The sequence below is a fragment of the Paenibacillus cellulosilyticus genome (assembly GCF_003182255.1).
Classification (GTDB): domain Bacteria; phylum Bacillota; class Bacilli; order Paenibacillales; family Paenibacillaceae; genus Paenibacillus_T; species Paenibacillus_T cellulosilyticus.
On record NZ_QGTQ01000002.1, the window covers coordinates 192,792 to 212,123 of the forward strand.

A 19,332-nucleotide genomic window follows, 5' to 3' on the forward strand; every position below is an offset into this window, starting at 1 on the left:
CTAGCCCTCCTTCCATGGCAAACGGAATATGACACATGTTCCCGTGCCCTTCTTGCTGCGAATGCTGATGCCATAGTCCTCGCCGCAAATAAGCCGAATACGCGAATGGACGTTGACGAGCCCGATCGAGCTTTCTTTGCGATCCGATTGTGCGGGCTGTTGCAGCTGCAGTTGTGATTGCGGTCCAAGCAGGTCGGACAAGCCGCGTTTCTCCAGCTCGCCCATGCCAACGCCGTTGTCGAGCACGTAGATATAAAGCGCACCTTCGTCGCGATCAATCCGAGCCGACAGCTTCAGCAACTGACGCTCGTTATGGCACGGAATGAGGCCGTGCTCGACGGCATTCTCAACAATTGGCTGGAGAATCAGCTTCGGAATTGGGATCGTGGCGATCTCCGGCGATACGATGATACGTGTATGGATATTGCCTTGGAATCGCTTGTTGATAATGACCAAATAGTTGCGAATATGCATAATCTCGTCGCGAACCGGCACCCACTCGTTCTGAATGTTCATATTGTAGCGGTACATATTGCTGAGCGAACGACAGATCAGCTTGAGGTCCGGCACGTTCTTCACCTCGGCAATGCCCGCCATCATCTGCAGCGTATTGAACAGAAAATGCGGCGAGATTTGCGCCTGCAGCGCTTTGATCTGCGTCTCTTGATTCGTCAGCTGCAGCTTCAGATCATGTTCGATAAGCTGCTGAATCTTCTCGGCCATCCGGTTGAATTGATGGCCGAGATAACCGATTTCGTCACTGGTCATCACGTCAACCCGCGCGTCATAGTCGCCGATTTGGATACGGACCATTTTGCGATGCATATGAATGATCGGCTTCGTCATGCTGTAGCTGAGCCACAATGAGATGGCTATGGCAAGAATGGCTGTGCCAATGATGGTCAGGATGGCGACGTTACGATACAGCATCTGCTGCGGATTCCGCTCGAAGGAGTAGGAAAGCTTCCAATCGGAGTCTCCGAGATCGGTAGCAACTTGTTTGTTGCTGCGTACACCGGTCTGAATATCGTATTTGACCCCAGTCTTCTCGGGATCTGTATGATACACAGCATAGCCAGAGGCGTCGGTAACGACGAATTCGCCTTTGTACAGGTTGTTGTATGCCTCAACGAGATTGCGGAAGCTCTGTTCCTTCATATCGATGACGAGCAGCCCGGATGGCTTGCCGCGATAGCGGACCGGGTACAAGTATTGAATGATCGGCTCATTATAAAGACTCGTGTATCGAATCAACGTCTTCGGCTTATCCCCGGCCTGCTTGGATAGGAGCAGCAGTGAGCGATAGTAGGCTGTATCCATGTCGGGGTACAGCTTCGGGAAAAAGTTGCCGAGCACTTCTTCGTCGGAACGGATGAGATACATGCCTAAGATGTCTTTGACCCGGGATTGGTTGTAAACAGATAAGAAATATTCATGGATATCGCGAACGGAATCGTAAGTCCGACTGTCGCTCAGAAATTCCTTCTTTAAGGCAATGCTCTCAATAAGATCCGAATTCGAATAGATTTGGTAAGCGGTTTCATTTAAGGCCAGCGAATATTCATTGATGCGCTGCTTGAGATCAAGCTCAACGCGGCTTCTGGCGAAATCGGTGTCCTTCTTCATGTCCTGCGAGACTTGGTACAAAATAATGCCCGACGTAATCGCAAGCGGCAGCGCGGTCGTCAGCATGAGCGCAAGAAAGATTTTCATCCTAATTCGTTTGAACATATAGGATCTTGCTCCTTTGGTCTTGCTTCGTTTATCGTGCATCTATTGTGAAGGATAACGCCAGACATAACAATCAAAATATTTAACTGGAATGTTTAAAATATTCAGGTGGGAGACTGTTAAGTCGACTACGCTGAAGAAGAGATTGAATGCTGTCGCTAGGGGCGCTGCGCAAGCAAATGTTCTTCCGAACGCTGTTGAACTGTTTGAGGGCACTGCGCAGACGAATGTTCTTACGATCGCTGTTGTGTCCAGATTGTTACAAAGGCGAACGCTGCCGCTTCTTCAGAATCATTCGTCCGCTTCGCTCCTGAACAGTGGGGGGTGGGGATTTGGGAGAACGGTCATGCGCTATGCTCGACCGTTTATACTTTAGATTTAAAGAAAAAACCGCCGATTTGGCGGTTCATTCTGAACTATTTATTCATTTCTCATAAAGACAATTGACGGATGGGTTTCGCCTTGATGAGTATCTTGCAGGCAAGAAAACCAACCGCTCCACCAAGGGTATTGGCGATAAGATCGTTGATATCGGTGCTTCTGCCGCTGCCCAGCGCAATCCGCACAATCATCTGCAGAGCTTCGAAGAAAAGACTTATGCAAAGGGTACACCATACGACAGATGCCGCTCTGTTGAATGTGGACTTCAACAACGGCAGGTAAATGCCCAGCGGGATCATCATCACAATGTTGAGGACAAAAGTCTTGATGTCGATCGTCAAGATCGGGATGAAGTTGATGGTCTTATACCACGGTGTCCGATTCGCGTACTCCCCGATATTCACGTCAATCGGGAAAAATACGAGATGAAGAACAGCAAGGCTGTATACGATAAACGAGAGTATCAGCATAAACTGCGGCACGGTGTGTATTCGTCTAGCGAAAGTCCTGATTCCATAGTGCATGAATAGGACAAGGAACAGTGGAATCAACACGTACCAGGAAGGAATCGTAAATTGAATATTCACAACGAAACCTCTCTTTTCACATTAGTTGGCAGCAGGAAGTTCGATTATCGTTTCCAGTTGTTGGATGAATTGATCCTCCTGAACATCCTCATTGAAGCTGTCTCGGATAATGAAAGGTTTTACAATGAGATACTTACTCGTTCCTGGCTGCGAAGCAAAACGGCGATCGAATAGAAGGCGGTTGCCTTCCATAATGCCTTCTCCATTCAGGGCGGACAGGTGGCGACCTTGATCATCAAACACAGCTACCCCAATCGCAATTAATCGGTGCTCTTCCTTATTCGTCAACGTGATCGCATCCGTGAGGGCAATGGAAGTCGTCAGTCGTGTCGTAATTGGCGTTACGGACACCTTGGACACAGAGAAGCTAAGGTCTTTGCTAGATGTAAGGGTATCGGGACTGAGTTCGACTGTCGTATCGGTTGTTTTCTTGAATGGGATATCCACAGTAAATTCATGGTCAATCCCTTCTAGCGTGATCGTTGCTGCAGCATTGAAGGAATCAGGTGCGGCTGTTGGATCCGCAACTAATTCAAAGACGAGCGTATTCGGATAATCTTCACCGGCACTTCCGTAATAAATATTCCCATTCTGCTGCTTACCGTCGATCGTCACATAAATATTGTTAATCGCCTGATCAAGTCTCATCTTCTTGTTTCCGTTGTTATACGTTCCGTTATCCAGGTTGGGCGCCGTCACATTCAATACGAACGCTGCCCTGTTGCCGTCATACAGCGTTTCAGTTACTTGAAGACTCACATCCTCGTAAGATACGGTACGGTTAACAGTTGTAGTAAGACCAAGCTCGCCGGCTATGCGAAGTCCTATGTCGCCTTGAATTTTGCTAAAAATGCTGCCGATAACCGGGATGCTCTTCAGCGAACTCGCCATTGCTGGAGAAACAGCAGCCGTGGTGAACAAGCCAGCTGCGAGTATGCCAGCCGCTGCCGTAGTGAGTGCCAGGCGGCGAAGCTTCGACGACTTCCTTCTGTTGATGCGCGGTGCCTGTTGTGCCTGCTCAGACAGGAGTGCATAGGTTTCATCGAGACGTGACCGGACGAGGGGTGACATCTCCATATTGCTCGTATCCAGCTTGTCGAATTCCTTCTCAAGTTCAAATGCTGCCATAGTTCATCTTCCTTTCCTGTCTGCTGGTCAATGCTTGGTACAACGTATCGCGTGCTCGAGAGAGACGCATCTTTACAGCACTTTCCGAAATATCAAGCACCTTAGCTACCTGGCGTAGCGGAAGGTCTTCCAGGTAATGCAAAATAACGACGATGCGCTGCGGTTCATCCAATCGGTCCACAGCTTCTCTCAGATCAACCTTCTCATAGTCATCAGAGCTTGAGGGAATTGTTGGGACATCCGCATAGGCAACGGAATCGGCGCATTTGGCAATCAGGTTATGACATTCATTGATCAGAATGCGGAATATCCAGGTTTTGAAATACTTAGGCTCCCGCAAAGAGGGAATCGCTTTGTAAGCCTTCAGAATGGTTTCCTGCAGCGCATCTGCGACATCCTCGTCTTTGGATAAGATGGACTTAGCCATGAAATGCAGCGAGCTCTCTAATTGCCGAATCAGCTCGATAAAAGCATCAGCGTCACCAGCTGCGGCTTTCACCATAAGTTTGGTCAATTCCACTTAGCGTCCTCCTTCCTGTGTTTATTGTCTGTATAGTAGTTAGACCGCTTAGGCTAACGAATGGTCACTTTTATTTTTGTTATACTTTTTGAACCGCAAAAAGACAACCTCAACATAAAAAAAACGACCCCTACCTAAGGTAGAGATCGGTCAATCAACCTACTAGAATGAGCTAACCACAATGTTGCGCAGTTTGCGGGTTAGCGGCATGGTGCCGGCGTCTTTCTTTTGGATCATGTAGAGGAACGTCAGGTCGTCTGCAGGGCAGTTGGTGAAGAAGGCGCCGAGCCAGCCGTCCCAGCCGTATTCGCCTGTGCTACCGATAACTCCAGCCTTGCCAAAATCCGTAATAACGCGCATCATGTTGCCGTAGCTGTGGCCGCGCAGCGTGTGCCAGCCATTGAAGTACTGCTGCTGCTCGTCCGTTAGCGTGGAGGAACGCAAGTAGCGCACCGTTCTAGGACGCAAAATTTGTACGCCGTTCAGGCTGCCTTCGTTCATGAGCATCGTCGTGAACTTCGCGCTGTCATCAATCGTGGAAGCCAGTCCTGCGCCGCCCGATTCGAATCCAGGGCTGCGATCCAACTGATGGTTAATACCCAGATTGTTGCCCAGATACAGCTCCAATCCGCCTTTACCGTCATCGCCATACGTCTTCGCGAGGCGCGAACGCTTCTCTTCCGGCACCCAGAAGGCTGTATCGTTCATACCGAGCGGTGCAAAAATTTGCTGCTGCAGAAATTGTCCGAAGCTCATGCCGCTCACGACTTCAACGACTGCACCAAGCACGTCGGTGTTCGTGCCATACTGCCAAGCGGAGCCCGGCTGGAACGCAAGCGGAGCTTGGCCAAGTCGGTTCGCCAGCTCAACGGTCGTCATTGGCGAATCGCTGAACAGTCGACGGTCGAGTTCTTTGAACAGCTCGTCCGTTTCACGTTCTGCTTGATTGCCTAGGCCAGGGTACACCAAGCCGGAGGTCATGTTGAGCAGGTCCTGCAGGTTAACCTCACGTTTTGCCGGAACAAGCTTGTCTCCTTCAACAACCAGCTGTCCCTTGAAGCCCGGAAGGAATTTACTTACTGGATCGAACAAGTCGATCTCCCCACGCTCGAGCAGCATCATGACCGCTGTTGCCGTAACGGGCTTCGTCATCGAATACAGACGGAAGATCGAGTCACGTTTGATCGAAGTACCCGCAGCGATGTCTGCCAAGCCATCCTCGTGATAAAAAATCTCTTCGCCCTTGTGAATGACCATCATGTTCGCGCCTGCGACTTCGTTGTTCTCAATGCCTGCACGCAGCACGGCTTTCAATTGATTCATTGCTAATTGGTCCAACATCGATATTAAGCTCCTTATCTTGAATCTTTCGTCTTGCATCCTCCTTAATTGTACAGAAGTTGAGCCGCGGTTCAAATGATTTTTGGCTAGAAAGACTGTACTCGCTCCAAAAAAAGAATATTTGCAGGAATATGTATCAGTCGTAGCGAATGAACTCTTCAGGAAAATATTCCATATTGTGGAGGAACGCGAGATGAGTGAAACAAATAGTAAATTTTATACAGGCGATCTGACCAACTCTACAATCGAGAACGCCAACTTGAGTGAAACAACCATTAAATATGCAAACATGAAGAACGCTCAAATCATCCACGTTGACCTGACGAGCACTACCGTTCGTGCAAGTAACTTATCGGATATGAACGTAGAAGGCAATGCGTGGTGGGGCATGCACATGAAACAGTGTGATGTGTATGGACTGCATTTTGAGGCTGGTACGTTAGAAGACGCCAAGGTCTCCAACTCGCATCTCGTTAACGCAACGTTCGAGAACTGCGCCATTGATGGCCTGGTCATTAACGGGGTCTCCATCAAAGAACTGATTGAAAACCATCCGGATTACCGTTTCAATGGAGAAGCCGTTCCGCAGAAGGTACAGTATAACGAAGAAGGTGCTCGGGTTTAGCGACAACCCGTGGTGCGTAATTCCTAGGAAGTTACCAGTTCAACGATGATAATGGAGAGCTCTTCTACTGGCAGACCGAAATGCTTGCATCCTTAGAGGACAACAAGCAAGTGGGAGACTCCAAGACCACGATGAAGATTTATAATCTTCAACAGGGAAAGTTTGTTGAGAAAAAGTAGACAACCATCGAAACGAAGAGGCATCCTTTCACGGGATGCCCTCAGATGGTCCTATCCTTTAATAATCGGGCACCCCCGACTTCAGCCTGGTGATCATTCAATAACGAATTGTTCATCGGAATGATCATTATATAACGGTGCGATTCGATCGATTCGGTTCGTCCAGATGCCTCCCGAATAGTTGGATGGCAAGCTTTCGATATCCGCCGGCGAATCGAATCCACTCGAGAATTCGCTTCCGTCACCGCCGACGACGATGACACGGGTATCCGCCTGATCCATCCGATTCAAAAATTTATTAGGCCAACCCCATAGCCACTTCGCAATTTTCTCCGGGATATGCAATTCGGTATGCTCGCAAGCTTTTGGCGTGTAGCCCGTCCATCCGGCGGCAAGATACGGAATCAGACAGTCCTTCATGGTCGATTTGGACATGACACACATATCGGGCATCGCTTCTTTGACAGCGGCGATCGGCTCGTCTCCTCCGTATACCGCGAGCAGGTCCTGTTGCTCCTTCGGAAGCTTGGATAAATACTGAGCAAGCAATTTCCCCTCTTCGGGATCGTTGCTTTTGACATCGATTAGAAGCGACTTGTTCGGAAACCGATCCAGCACCTCCGTCAATGACGGCATCATACCGCTCCCTTTACCGCGAAAAGGGAAAGTGGCGCCACCATCAGCCGTGTATCCGTATCCGATGTCGACCTTCTTCAATTCGGCCATCGTGTAGTCCCTCGTAACTCCTTCTACGTTCGTGCGGCAATCCAGCGTCCAATCGTGGAACACGGCAAATTGATTATCCTTCGTAATATGCACGTCGAATTCGACGATATCCGCTCCCGCTTGAAAAGCTGCTTCCATAGACGGAATCGTATTCTCGAGATAAGGATGTTCCGGCTCGTAGATTCGTTCGGCGGTGCAAGTATCGTTCTCAACGCCTTCCAGCGAGAAGGTCTGAGCAAGCCCTCGATGCGCTAACAGGACAGGATCTCCATCACGCTGCTTCGCAAACAAAGAGCTATTGTTCAGATAAATAAAGGCAACTAAAGCAACGAAGAACAAAAAGACTTTGCTCTTAATAATTCTTTTCAGTCTATGCATCGGCAATTCCATCCCATATCACGTCGAACTTCTTCTGAAGATCAGCGGTCAGTTTATGTTCATCGGCATCTGCAGAGGCGCTAAGCAGCGTCTGGTAAAAAAGCGAGACTAGTACTATAGCGCAATCGCTTGCGTCGTGGCGACTGCGTAGAGAACCGTTATCTTTAGCTTCCTCAAGCAGCTGGCGAATGGATTGTTGAAATAACGTTAAGTTAGATGTGTCATCGGTCGAACCGGATGTCGACTGGATCGATTCAATCAAGACAAGGCGCAGTAGTTCGGCATGTTTCAAATACAGGCGCAGGAAATCATGAAATAGTTCCATTAGTCGGTCTTTCAGAGGCCCCTCACGATGTTTCCTAACAATCTCATTCAACAGATCGTTATAGGAACTGCCGACGTACAGCAACATATGCTCTTTTTTTGGAAAATAATTAAAAAATGTCCCTTTTGCGATACCGCATAATTGCGTAATCTCCTCAACGGTTACGTTCTCGTATCCTTTTTCCTTGAACAGTTGAATGGCTGTACGTACGATCAATTCCTTTGTTTTCTTCTTCCGAGGTTCTCTCAGCAATCAATCATCATCCTTTGCTATTTTTAAAAAAAAATGACCGTGGTCATAAATGACTGTGGTCATTATACGTGTTTTACTCCTCTTTTGCAAACGGCAGCGTGGTAATGAAGCCAGCTTATAGATCGCTTCCAGCCTATCCGGACTTAGGGAATTTCTGGTAAGATAAACTGAATGTGTTTTAGGTCAAACCTATTGGAGGGCAATTCAGTGGAAGTCAGACAAATGGCAACAGCGTTTTTGATCAATCAAGAACATGTATTGATGATGAAAAAAGCTCGCAGCAAACTTTTTAATTTTGAGTTTTGGGGAGGCATTGGGGGCCATCTTGAGTATGAGGAACTGAACTTCCCGATGAAAGCAAGCTACAGGGAAATTGAAGAGGAAACAGGCTTTAAAGAGCATGAAATAGAAAACTTTACACTTAAATATATTCTTATAGAAGATAGTGGCGATGAGATCAGGCAGCAATATGTATATTTTGGTGAGACGACACATAGAAACTTTATTCCTTCTGATGAAGGAGAATTGTTCTGGATTCATATAAACGAACTATTAAACCTCAACACTTCAAAAGCGATCCGAGCAACCATTCAACACTACTTGGAAAACCCTGTTCAGAATCATATCTGTGTAGGAACCGTTACGGTTAACGACGAGCAAGTTCCACTCATTCAATGGTCTACCGTTAAACAAACTTCGACCTTCTAGGAGTGAAGAACATGAAAAAAGGCAAACGGAGGAGCAGACTGTTTGTTATTCTCGCATCTCTATCAACGTTTTTGTTGGTTGTACTCATTCTTTGCTGTTACATGTATTGGAACTCACTTTATGTTTCCCGTTGGTTTGAACCGAATCCTCAGGCAGCAATGCGTATAACTTCGGATGTTATTCAGTTCAACAAGCCTGGTATTACTGCTACAGGGTTTTCAGGGAACAATCGTTTTCTTTCATGGACGTATACGCTCAAGCTTAATGAACGAATTGGGCGTGAAGAGCAAACAGTAGGCACATTCCAGGATAATTTCAAATTTTCAAAGCTTACCGGAAAATTCAATTGGAATAATGGGCAGCATCGTACGCCGTTTAATTTTCGCTATCCAGGGGAAACTTTTCCAGAAGGCTCCGAACAATCTCTAAATCCGAATGGTTGGACGACGCTTCAGAAGCTGCCTGAAGGAACCGTCGCCCAGCTAGCGATTTCACTATCTCGTCCAATGACCCATGACGAATATTACAACTTAATAATGAACTATGATGTGGCAACAGTTTGGCTTGCAATCGATACTGGTATCGAGAAAGAACTATCCACCCACAACCAGCTCCTCGGAAATGGTCTGGTCTTCGGCTACGCGCCAGATGCTTTGAATTACGGAGAAAACGGCAGCGGGAGTTTCACAATCCAAGTTAATGGAGAAGGAGAGCGCAGAGCTCAAGCATTCATGAACGAGATAGAATACCTATTAGAACATCCTAAATGGACCAATACTTTGCTATCCACCATTCAAGTAGATCCTCATGTGCGAGACGTGACGCTGGAACAGAGATATGCATTCCTACAGAAGAACGGGATTACCATATATGGCGCAGTGCTTACTGGACCAACAAAGGAACTGCTAAAGCTACAAAATAATAAAGATGTGAATTCGCCATTCGTTGGGGCTGTTGACTGGTGGAATTGGGATCAACAAAGTGCAAACGGAATAGAGTACAGTTATTAGTGCACCTAGCCGTAAGCTATTGGGAAGGCAGTCGGTCAGCTTGATCGGCTGCCTTTTGTTCAAAATCAAAAGGCGTGCCGCGATCAGCAGCACGCCTTCTTTCTATTAACGATTGAACTTAAACCAGTTAATGTTGAACAAACAGCCGCTTGGACCTATGAACTTCAGGTACAAGTTATGCGTTCCGGTAGGGGCGCCGTTAATCGTGCACGTTTGCGTCGCCCACGTCTGCCAGCAGCCAGTTGATAGAGTCACGTACATCCTATAAATAAATTTCTAAACATTTGCATTTTAAAGAGTTCCTTTCTGACTGCACGTGAGGCGGGAAGCTTACGACGCTGTGCTTAGTTGAAAAGTATTGTTCGTGGGGAGTGCAGAGGGTAAGGAAACCTATCCGGCTTGTATTGTATTGCGTAACGCGTGGCACTCTGTTGATCTAATGGCGGTGAAAGATGCATATCGTACAGGCTTTTTGAACACATCGGGTATCGGAAGCGACAATCCTGCAATTGCTGCAGGTATTTCATTCAGCAAGCTGAATCAGGACCCAAAGGATGCATATTCTGCAGGCTTCGATTGTACGATCATGCATCGGCAACACATTTACGAGCGGAAAATCGCCTCTATTCGTACGCTCCAACATCGACAGCTCGTTTAGGGGCGAAATATCACCCCTAAACGCGCGATCCATCATCGACCACACCTTTAGGAGCGGAAAACCGCCTCTAACCGTACGCTCGAACATCAGCAGCTCCTTTAGGAGTGAAAAACCGCCTCTAACCGTACGCTCGAACATCGCCAGCTCATTTTGGGGCGGAAAACCACCTCTATCCATACGATCATGCATCGGCAACACGTTTACGAGCGAAAAACCGCCTTTAATCTCCTATCCAGCTCCTACACTCATTGCCTGTGCTGCAGTTGTTCACTATGTTTAGTTGTTGCCACCCCACCCGCACACATTGGAACAAAAAAAGCTGACCCCAGAGTCAACATGCATGACTCTGGGGTCAGCCCCAGCTTACAACGCGCTACCGTTCGATCGTCACATGCTGGCCGAACGGCCCAACGATCCGTATCGCACCAGGCTCAATGGCGACCTGGAAGCGCTCGTTCCAGCCCGTCAGCTCGAACGCTTCCGGCGAGCCCGTCTCACCATAAACGGCGGAAACGAGCCAATGCTCACCTGCCGTCAGCTTCGCCTTCAGCGTCGGAATCGCGGTTCGCGGATGCATCAGGTTCGTATTGGCCTGCGCGTGAATAAGCGATGCATCGTCATATCCGGCCAATCCTGCAACGGCGCAGACGCCAAAGCCGGATCGACCGCCAACAGCAGCCTCTCCGCGAAGCTCAGTCAGCGTTGCGTCAATCGGTAAGGCAAAGCCACCTTCCGCCGCATCCAACTCCCGCGCCGTCTCCACACGATGGACGCGCAGATGCCATGGAAGTCCAGGCACAATCCATGTCGTGACCTTCACGTCACGCCAAGGTTGCCATACCGACCTCAGCACACCGCCATCTAGGATTGCAGTATCCTCGTTCTTCCGGCGCACTCGGTATATATTGTCCCCTTCGCTAAGCGCTAGCATCGAATCGAATGCGCCTTGCGACAGGCCCCACTCCGCACGCGGTACGCTAAAGCCAAACGAAGCGGAGTAGGCGAACTTCTCATACTTCGCCGACGTATGCGTGTGCTCATTCGAGCCAAGGTGCCCGGTGTTGAACGCAGCGGTATGACCGGTCGCAGCAGAATGAGCAACAACCATATGCGGTGCCCGCTGCACCGAGACCGCAGGCAGCGCCGGCAAAGCCTCTTCCTCCGCCAGCCAGAACGGATGATCATCCGGCAAGGCTAACGGCAGGAAGGCTTTCATCGCCCAGTAGACAGAGCCTGGCGCGTTATAATTTTCGGCCATAATCAAGTTCGGGTACGCATAACCAACGGTCATAATGCCATCGCTGGCGAAGATCGGCTGCTGGAACCACCAGCGAAGATGACGCAGGAACAGTCCCTTCAGCACACCGTAGGAGTAAGTTTCGTCTTCTGCATAAGCGAGCGCTCCCCAGAACGCCCCCTGCGAATAACGATACGCCATGCTTCGACCGTACGGGATTGCCTGTCCTTCTGCAGCGAACCAATGGATGAATTGCTCCGCGAACAAGCCTGCCCGCTGCCGGAACCGCTCCGCACGCTCCGGGTCTTCCGATTTCATCAGTTTGGCATACAGCAGCGCATAATATTGAATCGCGAACGGCACGTAATAATCGCTGTGCCCGCCTACGCCGTCCGCATACCAGCCTTCCTCGAGGTAAAACTGCTCGATACGCTGCAAATTCGCCTCCGTCCGCGCCTCATCAACCGGCAAGCCCAGCTTACGGAAACCAATGTTGACGAGCACTTGGAAGAACAGCCAGTTGCAGTCGTAGGCTGGATGACGATTAATTTGGCTGAGCCATTCGTAGAATCGCTGCTGCGACGCTTCAGACAACCGCCCCCAAATCTGCTCCGGCACAAGCGCCAACGAGAAGCCCATCGACGCCATCTCGACGAGCCGTTGATCGTAATCGCCTACTTTGCCCCAATACTCAGGATGCTCCGGATTCGTACCGTTGTCGATCCCCTGCACAATAAGCTGCAAGAACGACTCGTCCTCGCCGCCGCCAGCAAGGAACGGAACGAGCCCCCATAGAATACGAGAGAAGCCTTCCATCTCCGCGACATCGGTTGAATAACCAGCGCCGGAGCCATTCAGTTGCAGCCGAGCTCTCCCCTCCGAATAGCGAGGGATAAGAGGCTTCACCAGCTGCTGGAAAGCAAGCGCAAGATCCGCCTTCGTCTTCAGCGGGTTGCTAACGATTGGATGCTCAATTATTCCCATGGTATGCTGTGACCTCCTCTCAATCTAGCGAGCCCTTCAACGAAATAATAATCGCCGTAGATGAGCGGAACGTCCATGTTTTTGCGTTCTGGGTAATGGCTCGTGCCGTGCAAAATCAATCCTTCTTCGTTCTCGTCCTCAAACGCGCCATAATTCCGGTACAGCGATTCAAGAATGCGTTCGCCAGCCTGTCGGTAGCTCTTCGCCTCCGGCTCCGATACCAAGTCAGCAATCGCTAGCAAGCCGCAAGCGGCGCAAGCGCCAGCCGATGAGTCACGCAGCCACTTCGTATCCTCCGGCGCACGGAAATCCCATACCGGAACCGAATCCGCTTCCAGCTGCGACACGAAGAAATGTGCTACGCGCTTCGCAGCATCAAGGTAATCCTGGCGTCCCGTATGATGAGCAGCCAGCGCGAGTCCATGAAGCGCCCACGATGCGCCGCGCGACCATGCCGACTCCGGCGCGTACCCTTGACCGCCGATATATTCGACAACTTCGCCTGTATGCGGATCGAAGCGAACGATATGACGAACCGAGCCATCCGGACGGATAAAATGGCGAAGCACCGTACCCATATGAGCTTCCGCGATATGCTTGTAACGCGGGTCGCCGCTCTCGCGCGATGCCCAGTACAGCAGCGGCACGTTCATCGCGCAGTCGATGATCGCAAGGCCAGCGTTATCCTCGCCTTCACTCCATGGATTCCAAGCCCGAATGTAATTCCCTTGCAGATTGAAGCGACCGACCAAATAATTCGCCGCTTTGAACGCACGTCTGCGCGATTCATCCCCACCATTGCGCTTATAGTTCGCAACGCTTGTCAACGTCCACATGAAGCCGATATCGTGATCGAGACGGTAATAGCCATCCAGCACCTCATCGAGCCGTTCTTCGCACTGCTCCGCAATTTTGCGGAATTTCTCTTCATCACTGCCATCGTGCAGCAGCCAGAGCAGCCCCGGCCAGAAGCCCGCTGTCCACCAGCCCGGCTCCTCCAATCCGTAAGTACCCCCTTGGCTGGCATGCGGAAAATTCGCCCCGATCCGCTCGCTTGTCCGCTTTACTTTGGCAACCGTCTTCTCCCAAGCTTCCTGCGTCCACATTGTCATCGTGACCCATCCTTTACTTGAATTCGAAATGAAGTGCGAATTGCTGCGACCACTCGGCACTGTGCTCGGCGATCAGATGAATGCGATAATAGCTTTCTTCTTGTCCAAAATGGTTCGAAAACAGCCTCTCTATAATGGCCGGACGAAACCGTCCCGCATCATAAGTAAGCTCCGCAAGGTGGAGCCCCCCGGCCAACACAATACGCCCATCCTCCGCTATGCTCGGCTGGCAGCGAGTAACGATGACCTCCGTCACCTGGCCACCGCCTTCTGCTTCGAAAGCGAACGTATCGGTAACGGTCAGCGTTGGCTTCTCACCCTTCAGCAGGACGAAGCTTCGTTTGAAGCCTTGAAGGCCGCTCTCTGCCGGATAACAAGCTGCCAGCTCAAGCGCGAAGTGATCCACATACTCGCTCGTCGTCGCATCAAGCAGCGCAGCCTTGCTCGCCTCGCCTACCTGCTGCTGATGACCGCTCACGATCGGCAGCGAGTGACCATGCGCCCCGTTGCAATCGTATGTATAGCGCCCTTCACCGAAATAATCGGCCGTATACTCGCCGCTGCCCAGATCGGCAGCAACAGCTGGGTCGCCGTCCGCCAGCAGGATGAAATGGCCGACGTCGATATGATTGTGCGGTTCGGCGTTCGAGCCGCCCTTCGCCGCGAAGCCGAAGCTCCCGGCGCTGCTGACGCAACGCGAGATGAACCACTGCGCATCGGGCAAATACCAGCTGCCCGGCTGCCAATTCGCATCCCGCTTCGCCTCCGACTGGAACCAGAGCACGTTGCGAAGCGCAGGGGCAAACCGACTGCAATGATCGTCCGTATAGCGGGCGCGCAGCTGCAGCGGCGGATGCTCGACCTCATCGAATCGGTCTGCCAGATAATCGGACAGCCCGATATGAACGCTGACATGCGGCAGTGCATCCGAGAAGTTCGCCGGTCGATCCCCTGCCAAGTAACAACGTTGTTGAAAAAGAGCAATCGCTTTCACTTTGTCTGAAGCGAATAGGTCAGCGTTCCCGCCCGTGGCTTGGCTTAGCAAATCGGCAAAATAGACGAAGTAGCCGAAGCCGTAATTCCAATAGCCCGGCCCCTCTAGGCAAGCGCCGTCCTCGCCGAAGCCAGCCAAGTAATGATTCATCGTCTCGACGGCCTTGACCAGTATCGCTGCCTTACGGTCCGAACTCTCTTCGACGAGCAGCGCCGCCGCGCCGATTGAGCCTGCGCATACCGCCGCCCAATTATGTTCCGCCGTCTCCCAGCCGTAAGGTCCGTAAGATAAATACGGAACAAACAAACGGCGGTCGATGTGGCCTAGGATGCTCTCGCGAAGCTGTTCTGACAGACGATTGCTCAACAGGACGATGATTTCGCCAAGCGCAAATCCGGTCTCTGCCGAGAACAGGTCGATATTGCGATCGAGCTGCTGGCCGCGCATGTGCGCAGGCAAGCACCACGTCGGCTCCTCCAGCATCGCTTCGATCGTTCCGATCAGCGCTTGCAGGTAGTCCTGCCTGTCTGGATCGAGCAAACTCAGCAGGGCAAACGAGGTAAGCCGTCTTCGGCGCTCGAAATATTTCTCCTCATACGCCAATCGATTGCCCGTCTTCTCGAACCGTTCATACAGCTCCTGCGTCAGCTCCGGCTCTGGCCGCTGCAGCAGCCGCTCCCCTTCATCCCGGATCTCGGCGATCATATCCGCATACAGCGGAGAAGCTGCGATAGCTGCCCAATCGACGGGTTGCCCGCCGGATCGGCAGAGCGGCTCCTCGTGCAGCGAACGGTCCTTCAACCAGCTCTGCAGCCGCTCCTTCTCCCAGTGAAATCGCATTTGTTAACTACCTCCATTCCATCATACAGCTTCATTCTAATCCCGGGTACTGCACGAATCACGGTATCCCGTCACATTCTCACAGTACCGCGCAATCCTACCGAATCATCCCGTATAATTATTACGGGATGATTCGGTGTTATCCACGATATTCCGTCGGCGTAACCCCGACCTGATTCTTGAAGGTTTTGATGAAATAACTTTGGTTGTCGTAGCCCAGCATTTCGCATATTTCGTTGACCGGGCGGTTCGTCTGGTCGAGCAGCTCCTTCGCCCGTTCAATTTTTTTGCAGGTGACGTATTCAATAAACGTATACCCGGTTTCCTTCTTGAAGAAGCGGCTGAAGTAGCTTGGGTTCATGTGCAAGTGAGCCGCTACCTCTTCCAGCGAAATACGCTGGCCGAGATTGAGCGAGACATACTGGTACGCCTCCGTTATTTCGCGGCGTCGACTCACCGGTGTCCCCTCTTCCCGCGCATGCAGGAAGGAGCGCAGCTGTCCCTTCAGCCATTGGAACAGCTCCAGCAGCGAATCGAATTGCGCAATCTCCTTGTGCAGCGTCTCGGCGGATGACGACGAAGGCTGATACAGCAGCGCGTGCAGCTTCAGCCTCAGATCGATGAGCAGCTTCAGCACCCAATCCCGCACTTCCTCCGACGGGTAGCGCGCTTCCTGCATTCGCTTCTCCCAAGCCGCAGCGATCGCGAGCATCTTGGCCTCGTTCTTCTCGATCAATGGCTCGCGAATTTCGGCGCTGGCCTGATCGTACAGCGTAAACAGTCCCGCGCCTGACACCTGCATCGGCTGCCATCTAGCAATCTCGCTAGGAGACAGATAAAAGCGCTGCTCGACCGCCCCAAGCAATCCGCACAACATCGGCTTCAACTTCTCGGGATGCTCGCAGCCGCTGCCGGTCAAGAACGACATCTTGATCTTCAGCACCTGCTCCAGCGTCTGCTGAATCGTGCGCAGGCTCATCTGCACTTGATCATGCACATTCGTCTTAATGCCCGGCTTGAACGCGAACAGCAGCAGCGATTGACGGCTCGTATAGCCGATATGGACCACACGCAGCGGCAGGCTGCCGACCATTTCTTCCATTACATTGCTTAGTGCAAAATGCAGCGTCTGATCCGAATCGAATCGATGCTTAATCGTTGCGTAGTTGTCGAGGCTGCCGATGACGGGCAGCACCTGCTCGCCTGCCTGGAACAGGCCATAAGCGCCAAACGTCTTCTGCCAATCCGTCGTCGACAGCAGCGGCTGCTGAATGAAGTCGCGGAACATTTTCTCCTTGCGCAGCTCCCGCGTTTCGTTCACCAGATGCTTCATCTGCACCTGCTCCTGCTGCATCTGCCGCTCGCCGTCGAGGCCGGACTTGAACTTCGCCAGCAGCTTCTCCAGATCCTCAGGCTCCAGCAGATCCTTCAGCAGATAGTCTTGAACGTTCAGCCGCATCGCCTGCTGCGCATATTGAAACTCGCTGTGACAGGACAAAATCGCAATGCGAACCGAAGGGTTCAGCTCCTTCATGCGGGCGGACAACGTAAGTCCGTCCATCTTCGGCATCCCGATATCGGTGACGAGAATGTCCGGCGGCTCCGACTGCGCTTGCTCCCAAGCCGCGAGTCCATTCTCATGTTTACTGCAGAGCGTAAGACCAAGCGACGACCAATTGACCGCCTCGGACAACAGCTCCAGTACCGGATAATCGTCGTCTACGAGCATGACTTTATACATGATGTCGACTCTCCTCCCGCAGCGGAATTTGCATAATGATCCGTGTTCCTTCACGAGGTCTGCTATGTGCCGTCATGTCAAAAGCATCGCCGAACATAATCCGCATGCGCTCGGCCACATTCACGACACCGATGCCCGACATTCCGCCTTTGGAACGATCCCCCTTCGTCTCCATTAGGGACGAAGCGGCCGCCAGCTGTGCCGCCAGCTTCGCCAGCATCTCCGGCTCCATGCCGATGCCGTCATCCTCGACGGACAGTTCCAGGAATCTCTCCTTCATTACGGTGCGAACGATTATGGTACCCGCACTTTGATTCAAGCCGTGGATAAGCGCGTTCTCGACGAGCGGCTGAAGAATGAACCGAGGCACCTCGATATGAAACGCCGCGACGTCTACCTCCAGCTGCAGCCGAACCTCTTCCTTTTGCCGCAAATTCATCAAATCTACGTAATGCGTCAGCAGCTCAATCTCTTCATGCAGCGTAATCGCATCCTCGTCCCGGCTGATCGTCATCCGCAGCAGCTTGGACAACGAGGCGATCATCTTCGCGCTGTCAGGGTCGCCTCCGCGCATCACTTTCATCCGAATGGAGTTAAGCACATTGAACAGAAAATGCGGATTGATCTGCGCCTGCAGCATCGCCAGCTCCGCCTTGCGCTTTCGCGCCTGCGTGACAGATACTTCGGTAATCATATCTTTAATCCGGTCGAGCATTTGGTCGAACAGGAAGCCAAGTCTGCCGATCTCGTCCTGCCCGCGGACGCCGGAGCGAACCTCCAGATTGCCCCGCTGCACGCTCGATGCAACCCGACCCAGACGAATTAACGGCTTCGTAAACGCTCTCATAAGTACGATGAGCAGAATGAGAAAGACGAAGAACGAGACGATCTGGAACGTAAATACCCGGCTGAAAATCGAGCTGATGTTCAGAATCGCATCCTGATACGGCTGTACCGCTACCAGATGCCAATCGTTGAATGAGAGCTTCGACGTCGTGACGAGCAGCCGCTGCTTCCCGTCCCGCACGATCTGAGATGCTGGCGTTAAGCCGTCCTCCTTAAGCAGATCGCGGTATTGAAAAGGCGAATTAATGCGTTCCCCATGCGAGGAGGAAATGATCGTTCCTTCCCCGTCGACCAGCATGACGTCCTGTCCGCTCGTCAGTCCATTGAATATTTTGCTGATCTTGGTCTCCATCATCGTAACGATGACATAACCGTAAATTTTCGAGCTCTCCAGCCGCAGCGTGCGCGCAACCGAGATTTGATACGGATTGTCGACTCGATCGTAAGGAAATACGGTCGGTGTCGATCCCACCCAATACGAACGCAAGCCCGCCAAGCTCTGCAACTGCTGGAACCATGGCTCCTGCTTGAACTTCAGCGGATCGAATTCATCTTTCGAGTAATTCGTAAGTGTTGTACCGTTCGTTAAAATGATTGTAATATAGCTTTTCTCTCCGATGTAGGCAAGACTTTCCAGTTGCTGCAAAATTCGGCTCGTGTCCGTAAATTGGTTGTACGGATCGGTTGTCGACTCCGACCCGTCTACAATTCGTTTCAAGCTGCCGTTGATATCGGTATTGACTTGAATGTAATTCGTTAAGTTGAGCATGCCTTGAAGCAGATTGTTAACCGATCCTCTGACGAGCTGCATGGCGTCTACGCTATTCGAGCGCGCCTGTTGTTCGACTGCGTCCTTGGTCAATGCGTTATAGATCAGCATCGTAAAGAGCGCCGGCACCAGAATGCATATAATCGAAGCGACTGACAGCTTTGCACGCACCGTCTTGAAGGTTGAGCCACGAAGCAGCCGGTACATGATTCATCCCCCTTGTCTTATAGAAAACAAAAGGGGGACTAGCAAGCCGTCCC

16 protein-coding genes are annotated in these 19,332 nt (G+C 51.3%); 3 read left to right on the forward strand and 13 right to left on the reverse strand.

The features are described 5' to 3' along the window. From DFQ01_RS03560 to DFQ01_RS03585, 5 genes are all read right to left on the reverse strand, one after another. Positions 1 to 1,731: a cache domain-containing sensor histidine kinase gene (locus DFQ01_RS03560; RefSeq protein WP_174812567.1), complete on the reverse strand. Its 1,731-nt coding sequence runs from the start codon at positions 1,729 to 1,731 to the stop codon at positions 1 to 3. Positions 1,732 to 2,162: 431 nt separating this feature from the next. Next, complete coding sequence (locus DFQ01_RS03570; protein ID WP_110042510.1) at positions 2,163 to 2,699, reverse strand: VanZ family protein; 537 nt, start codon at positions 2,697 to 2,699, stop codon at positions 2,163 to 2,165. A gap of 21 nt (positions 2,700 to 2,720) precedes the next feature. After that, on the reverse strand, positions 2,721 to 3,827 hold the full coding sequence (locus tag DFQ01_RS03575; RefSeq protein ID WP_110042511.1) for a DUF4179 domain-containing protein: 1,107 nt from the start codon (positions 3,825 to 3,827) through the stop codon (positions 2,721 to 2,723). After that, on the reverse strand, positions 3,814 to 4,347 hold the full coding sequence (locus DFQ01_RS03580; protein WP_110042512.1) for an RNA polymerase sigma factor: 534 nt from the start codon (positions 4,345 to 4,347) through the stop codon (positions 3,814 to 3,816). Before DFQ01_RS03580 ends, DFQ01_RS03575 begins: the two co-directional genes overlap by 14 nt. 162 nt (positions 4,348 to 4,509) lie before the next feature. Next, positions 4,510 to 5,688 (reverse strand): serine hydrolase domain-containing protein, encoded by a 1,179-nt coding sequence (locus DFQ01_RS03585; RefSeq protein ID WP_110042513.1) that lies wholly within the window; start codon positions 5,686 to 5,688, stop codon positions 4,510 to 4,512. A gap of 193 nt (positions 5,689 to 5,881) precedes the next feature. Here DFQ01_RS03585 and DFQ01_RS03590 point away from each other — a divergent pair, with 193 nt between their 5' ends. Further along, complete coding sequence (locus DFQ01_RS03590) at positions 5,882 to 6,313, forward strand: pentapeptide repeat-containing protein (RefSeq protein ID WP_110042514.1); 432 nt, start codon at positions 5,882 to 5,884, stop codon at positions 6,311 to 6,313. A gap of 272 nt (positions 6,314 to 6,585) precedes the next feature. On the opposite strand, the gene DFQ01_RS03595 is transcribed toward DFQ01_RS03590, so the two are convergent. Continuing rightward, a complete protein-coding gene (locus DFQ01_RS03595; protein WP_110042515.1) occupies positions 6,586 to 7,596 on the reverse strand; it encodes a glycerophosphodiester phosphodiesterase family protein in 1,011 nt (336 codons plus the stop codon). Then, a complete protein-coding gene (locus DFQ01_RS03600) occupies positions 7,589 to 8,173 on the reverse strand; it encodes a TetR/AcrR family transcriptional regulator (protein ID WP_110042516.1) in 585 nt (194 codons plus the stop codon). Before DFQ01_RS03600 ends, DFQ01_RS03595 begins: the two co-directional genes overlap by 8 nt. A 207-nt stretch (positions 8,174 to 8,380) precedes the next feature. On the opposite strand from DFQ01_RS03600, the gene DFQ01_RS03605 reads away from it, so the two are divergent. Next, positions 8,381 to 8,881 (forward strand): NUDIX domain-containing protein, encoded by a 501-nt coding sequence (locus DFQ01_RS03605; RefSeq protein ID WP_245946505.1) that lies wholly within the window; start codon positions 8,381 to 8,383, stop codon positions 8,879 to 8,881. A gap of 11 nt (positions 8,882 to 8,892) precedes the next feature. Then, on the forward strand, positions 8,893 to 9,891 hold the full coding sequence (locus DFQ01_RS03610; protein ID WP_110042517.1) for an anti-sigma factor: 999 nt from the start codon (positions 8,893 to 8,895) through the stop codon (positions 9,889 to 9,891). 105 nt (positions 9,892 to 9,996) lie between these two features. Here the strand turns inward: DFQ01_RS03610 and DFQ01_RS03615 are convergent, their stop codons facing one another. From DFQ01_RS03615 to DFQ01_RS03645, 6 genes are all read right to left on the reverse strand, one after another. Continuing rightward, complete coding sequence (locus DFQ01_RS03615) at positions 9,997 to 10,152, reverse strand: carbohydrate-binding protein (RefSeq protein WP_110042518.1); 156 nt, start codon at positions 10,150 to 10,152, stop codon at positions 9,997 to 9,999. 770 nt (positions 10,153 to 10,922) lie between these two features. After that, the gene (locus DFQ01_RS03625; protein WP_174812566.1) at positions 10,923 to 12,770 is read right to left on the reverse strand and encodes a DUF2264 domain-containing protein; all 1,848 of its coding nucleotides are present in this window, start codon (positions 12,768 to 12,770) and stop codon (positions 10,923 to 10,925) included. Next, positions 12,761 to 13,882, reverse strand: a complete 1,122-nt coding sequence (locus DFQ01_RS03630; RefSeq protein WP_110042520.1) for a glycoside hydrolase family protein — start codon at positions 13,880 to 13,882, stop codon at positions 12,761 to 12,763. The genes DFQ01_RS03625 and DFQ01_RS03630 overlap by 10 nt, the downstream gene beginning before the upstream one ends. A gap of 13 nt (positions 13,883 to 13,895) precedes the next feature. Continuing rightward, positions 13,896 to 15,716 carry a heparinase II/III family protein gene (locus DFQ01_RS03635; protein WP_110042521.1) on the reverse strand — a complete coding sequence of 607 codons (1,821 nt, stop codon included), beginning with the start codon at positions 15,714 to 15,716 and terminating at the stop codon, positions 13,896 to 13,898. A 139-nt stretch (positions 15,717 to 15,855) separates the two neighbouring features. Continuing rightward, positions 15,856 to 17,457 carry an AraC family transcriptional regulator gene (locus DFQ01_RS03640; protein WP_110042522.1) on the reverse strand — a complete coding sequence of 534 codons (1,602 nt, stop codon included), beginning with the start codon at positions 17,455 to 17,457 and terminating at the stop codon, positions 15,856 to 15,858. Continuing rightward, entirely contained in the window at positions 17,450 to 19,279 is a 1,830-nt protein-coding gene (locus DFQ01_RS03645; RefSeq protein WP_110042523.1) for a cache domain-containing sensor histidine kinase, read from the reverse strand. The genes DFQ01_RS03640 and DFQ01_RS03645 overlap by 8 nt, the downstream gene beginning before the upstream one ends. Positions 19,280 to 19,332 lie beyond the last annotated feature (53 nt).

Coding starts and splice junctions, on each gene's coding strand:
- DFQ01_RS03560 (WP_174812567.1), bottom strand. CDS start 1,731: ATGTTCAAACGAATTAGGATGAAAATCTTTCTTGCGCTCATGCTGACG.
- DFQ01_RS03575 (WP_110042511.1), bottom strand. CDS start 3,827: ATGGCAGCATTTGAACTTGAGAAGGAATTCGACAAGCTGGATACGAGC.
- DFQ01_RS03585 (WP_110042513.1), bottom strand. CDS start 5,688: ATGTTGGACCAATTAGCAATGAATCAATTGAAAGCCGTGCTGCGTGCA.
- DFQ01_RS03590 (WP_110042514.1), top strand. CDS start 5,882: ATGAGTGAAACAAATAGTAAATTTTATACAGGCGATCTGACCAACTCT.
- DFQ01_RS03595 (WP_110042515.1), bottom strand. CDS start 7,596: ATGCATAGACTGAAAAGAATTATTAAGAGCAAAGTCTTTTTGTTCTTC.
- DFQ01_RS03610 (WP_110042517.1), top strand. CDS start 8,893: ATGAAAAAAGGCAAACGGAGGAGCAGACTGTTTGTTATTCTCGCATCT.
- DFQ01_RS03615 (WP_110042518.1), bottom strand. CDS start 10,152: ATGTACGTGACTCTATCAACTGGCTGCTGGCAGACGTGGGCGACGCAA.
- DFQ01_RS03625 (WP_174812566.1), bottom strand. CDS start 12,770: ATGGGAATAATTGAGCATCCAATCGTTAGCAACCCGCTGAAGACGAAG.
- DFQ01_RS03630 (WP_110042520.1), bottom strand. CDS start 13,882: ATGACAATGTGGACGCAGGAAGCTTGGGAGAAGACGGTTGCCAAAGTA.
- DFQ01_RS03635 (WP_110042521.1), bottom strand. CDS start 15,716: ATGCGATTTCACTGGGAGAAGGAGCGGCTGCAGAGCTGGTTGAAGGAC.
- DFQ01_RS03640 (WP_110042522.1), bottom strand. CDS start 17,457: ATGTATAAAGTCATGCTCGTAGACGACGATTATCCGGTACTGGAGCTG.
- DFQ01_RS03645 (WP_110042523.1), bottom strand. CDS start 19,279: ATGTACCGGCTGCTTCGTGGCTCAACCTTCAAGACGGTGCGTGCAAAG.